The sequence below is a fragment of the Bacillota bacterium genome, from assembly GCA_040754675.1.
Taxonomy (GTDB): domain Bacteria; phylum Bacillota; class Limnochordia; order Limnochordales; family Geochordaceae; genus Geochorda.
This window is the reverse complement of record JBFMCJ010000352.1, coordinates 1-4,385: the sequence shown is the minus strand read 5'-3', so window position 1 is coordinate 4,385 and position 4,385 is coordinate 1. Positions and strand designations below refer to the sequence as shown.

The window sequence follows — 4,385 nt, the reverse complement described above, 5'->3', positions numbered from 1 at the left end:
GGGCGGACCGCGCCCATCCCCGTCTCGCGCTGCGGCTCGAGGCCGAAAAGCCGTTGGCCAAAGGCGACACCACGCTATCCAAGGCTAATGCTAAGACGTACGCCCGCGACTTGGCGCAGGAAGTTGCCGCGCGCCATTTCCCTGGCACCTTGACCCTTGTCGTACTCAACCGTGTCAGGCGGGCGCAGGAGGTATTTGGGGCGCTTCAGGCTGTTGTGCAGGAGCGTCTCAGGAGGGCGCAGGCGGTTCCGGAGCTACTGCTGATCCACTCTCACTTCCGTCCGGCCGAGCGGCAGCGGTGCCAGGAACGACTACAGGAGGTGGACCAGGCACCGCCTCCGGGCGGATGCATTGTGGTAGCGACGCAGGCCGTCGAGGCGGGCGTGGACATCTCCGCGCGGCTCCTCTTCACTGAACTGGCACCGTGGACGTCGTTGGTCCAGCGGTTCGGCCGTTGCAACCGGCGGGGGGAGTGGGGAGGTCACGCACCCGCCCAGGTGTTCTGGGTGGACATCGTTGGCGGCGAGGAGCACAAAGAGCTCACGCTGCCGTATGAGGCGCCCCAACTGGCCTGGGCCCGGGAGACCCTGGCAGCCCTTACGGAAGTCGGGCCTCGGGCCATCGATGGTATGACCGACCCGACCTCTGTGCCCCTGACCCACGTGCTACGCCGCCGCGATCTCCTGGATCTGTTCGACACCACGCCCGACCTGGCGGGTAACGACGTGGATGTGTCTCGCTACATCCGGGACGCGGAGGACAACGACGTTCAGGTCTATTGGCGGGAATGGCAGGGGGACGTTCCGCCCGCGGACATGCCGGCGCCACGCCGTGAGGAGTTGTGCCCCGTTTCTCTTCCTGCCATGCGGGAGTTCTTGAAAAACACCTCCGCCTACCGATGGGACGGCCTGGAGCGGCGGTGGATCCCGGTTCGCGGCCGGGATCCGTTGTGGCCCGGCGTGACCCTGCTCCTTCACGCCAAGGCGGGAGGATACGACTCAGACCTGGGGTGGACCGGGAAAGCCGGGCAGGTGCCGCCCGTGACCCCTGCCCTGGAGGTTGGGGAAACACCGCTGAGTTTGCCGAATGACGCCTTGGACGCCGACCCAGCGTCCCTGGTTGCCCGGTTTATCGGGCTGCGCGAGCATGCCGACGCCGTGGCCGCGGAAATGGAGCGGCTGCTGCGCTCCTTTGACACCTTGCCGGACATCCCCGCGGACGATCTCCGGTGCGCCGCCCGCTGGCACGATGCGGGCAAGGCTCACGAGGCGTTTCAAAATGCGTTGCTGGAAGGACGGGACGCGGACGACTCTCTGCGCGCGGAGGGCCCCTGGGCTAAGTCGGACGCGAAACAGCGCTGGCTTCAGTACGGCGTGTACGATGATACCGGTCGTTTCCGCAAGCGCCCCCACTTCCGCCATGAACTGGCCAGCGCCCTCCTGCTGCTCCAGGTGGGGGGATCGGATCTGGCCGCCTACTTGGTCGCGGCCCATCATGGCAAGGTGCGGATGTCTATCCGCTCCCTGCCGGGGGAAGCGGTACCGCCGGAGGGACGGCGCTTCGCCCGCGGCATCTGGGAGGGCGATCGCCTGCCGGCCCTGGACCTGGGGGCAGGTGTGTACACGCCTCCGTTGCACCTGCGCTTGACCGTGATGGAGTTGGGCGAGGGGGAGGATGGCCCGAGTTGGCTGGAGCGCGCGCTGCGGCTGCGGGACCGGCTCGGCCCCTTTCGGCTGGCGTGGCTGGAGATGCTGGTGCGGGTGGCCGACTGGCGAGGCACCCTTGCCGGCGTGGGCATGGATAGGGAGGAGGTGATGGGTCGTGCATGAGGTCCCCCTGCCTGGCTGCCGGCCGGAGCCCCTGGCCCACTATCTGAAAGGGTTGGCTGTGCTGCGCCTGGTAGGGGAACAGGCGGATGCCGGCTGTCGGGGATGGTGGAAGGACGACATCTTCTGGCTGCGGTCGGCCCTGGACCGGGAGGGGCTGTTGGGGTTCTTTCTCCAAGCCTACCGCCCGACACCGGTGGTGGCGCCGTGGAACGGTGGGAGCGGGTTCTTTCCCAAGGACCGGCAGGAGGGCATCCGGCCGCTGAGGATGTCGCCTGCAGGGCGCTTTCAGGTCTATCGTCAGACGATCGAGGCTGGCCATCGCGTGCTCAACAGCCTCGGCATTTCGGAAAAGCCCGATGAGAATGCCAAGCTGCGGGTCCTTCTGACCGCCCGTAATCTCCTATCGGAAGAGGCTCTGGCGTGGATGGACGCGGCCGTGGTACTAACAGATGACGGCGCGAAGTACCCGCCTCTTCTGGGTACGGGGGGCAACGACGGCCGTCTGGACTTTACCAACAACTTCATGCAGCGGCTTGTCGACCTGTTCGACACCAAGACCGGCGAACCCCGGCCAGCCGCCGAAGGTTGGCTGAGGGGATGCCTGTTCGCCGAGCCAGTGGCCGGCCTGCAGCGTGATAAGAAAATCGGACAGTTCTACCCGGGTGCCGCAGGGGGGGCCAACGCTACCACCGGCTTTTCCGGCGAGTCGCTCATCAACCCGTGGGACTTCGTGCTGATGATCGAGGGCGCCCTTCTCTTCGCCAGCGCCGTGACCCGGCGGCTGGGCAGCGGACAGCCGGGGGTGGCTAGCTGTCCCTTCACGGTGCGAGCTGCCGGCGTTGGGTACGGGTCGGCCCACGGAAGCGATGAGAGTCGGCGGGGCGAGACCTGGTTGCCCCTTTGGTCCAACCCGGCGTCCCTTGATGAGGTAGCGGCGCTCTTTTCGGAGGGCAGAGCCCAGGTAGGCCGCCGGATGGCCGTCGGCGGGGTGGATTTCGCCAGGGCCGTGGCCAGCCTGGGGGTGGATCGCGGGATCGCCAGCTTTCAAAGGTATGGGTTTCAGGTGCGGAACGGGCTGGCCTACTTGGCGACACCACTGGGGCGATGGCCCGTGACCCCTCGTCCGGACGTGGACCTGCTGGCGGAACTGGACGGGTGGCTCGACCGGTTTCGTGCCGCGGCCGTTAGCGACCAAGCGCCGGCACGGATGGGGGTGGTTCTGCGGGCCATCGAGCGGGCCATCATGGACTATTGTCGCGAGGGCGGGCGGCGGCGCTTCGCCGAGATCGTCATGGCCCTGGGCGAGGCGGAAGCGACGCTGGCCGCGTCACCCAAGTTCAGAAAGCAGTACTCCGTTGACCCAGTGCCTTTGCTCTCTCCGCCCTGGCTGGAGGCCTGCGACGATGGGTCCGCGGAATTCCGCGTGGCGGCGGCGCTGGGGTCGGCAGGCATCCGGGAGAATTTGGAGCCCGTCCAGATGGGGCGGCGGGTGGCGTGGCTCGACATGGACAAGCATCCCCGCGTCGTGTGGCAGAAGGGCGACCTGGTCCGAAACCTCTCGAACGTCCTTTACCGGCGGTGTGTGGACGCTATACGAGAAGGGGCGGTCGGTCTGCCTTTGCAAGGGCGGTGCACGGCCGGGCTGGGCGACGTGGCGGCATTTGTCCGAGGGGAGGTGGACGACTGGCGTCTGGAAGCCTTGCTACGAGGGTTGTGCCTGTTGGACTGGTCCAGGGGTGTCGAACCGCGCGCCAGTTCTGAAGAGCCGATGCCGCCAGCGATCTACGGGCTCCTCAAGCTGGTGCACCTACCGCATCCGCTTCAGGACGTTGCCGTTCCGTGGGATGGATCAATCCTCGCCAGGGCGATGGCAGGCGATGCCTCGGGGGCTACTCGCCTCGCCGTCCGAAGGTTGCGGGGAAGCGGCTTCCTACCCTTGATGGAGGTCGTCCACGAGCCGCCGGAGGTGGTCCGGCGCGCGGCAGCCGCGCTGTTGATCCCGATTTCCGAAAGAGCAGCACAGCGCTTGGCGGACATGGTTCTGCGCCGAGCGGCCCAGGAGCTGGAGCCTTCCGCTTGAACCCAAACGCGTGAATGAGGGGGAACCGCCTATGGCCATTCAGTTTGGCAAAATGGTGGAGCCGTTACAACTGGATCGCCTGCGGGACGAGCCCAGGCTGCTGATTGAAGTCGACCTGCGGCCGGCGCAAGGGACTCGCTTCCAGCCTACCGGGTTCCCCGACTTGGGCGCCGCCACATACCGGCTGCACGACGGCACGGAGATGCTCTTGGTGGAATCGGCGCAGAGCATGGCTAACCGACTGGAGGCAGTTTGCTGGGATGAGGCTGCCGGGGATCTAGTCGAGCCCTTACGGGGGCTCCCCTACGTGGTGGTGATGCAGAACGGGAAGGTGCTGACCAATTCCCTCTTGGAGGCGCACCGACTGAATTCCCCCTATATCCTGGAGGGGGAGGACAAGACCTTCTTTACCCAGTTGCAGAGTGAACTGGGTGCCATGGAAAAGGGGCCAGTGGACGTTCGGCTGCTGGCAAGAA

3 protein-coding genes are annotated in these 4,385 nt (G+C 66.5%); all 3 read left to right on the top strand.

The features are described from left to right. Nucleotides 1-1,829: HD domain-containing protein (locus AB1609_16615; protein ID MEW6048071.1), on the top strand; the 1,829-nt coding region annotated here is incomplete at its 5' end. Next, nucleotides 1,822-3,909, top strand: a complete 2,088-nt coding sequence (gene csx17, locus AB1609_16610; GenBank protein ID MEW6048070.1) for a type I-U CRISPR-associated protein Csx17 — start codon at nt 1,822-1,824, stop codon at nt 3,907-3,909. The genes AB1609_16615 and csx17, both read left to right, overlap by 8 nt. A gap of 31 nt (nt 3,910-3,940) precedes the next feature. Then, a partial coding sequence (cas7u, locus tag AB1609_16605; GenBank protein ID MEW6048069.1) for a type I-U CRISPR-associated RAMP protein Csb1/Cas7u occupies nt 3,941-4,385 on the top strand: 445 nt, incomplete at its 3' end.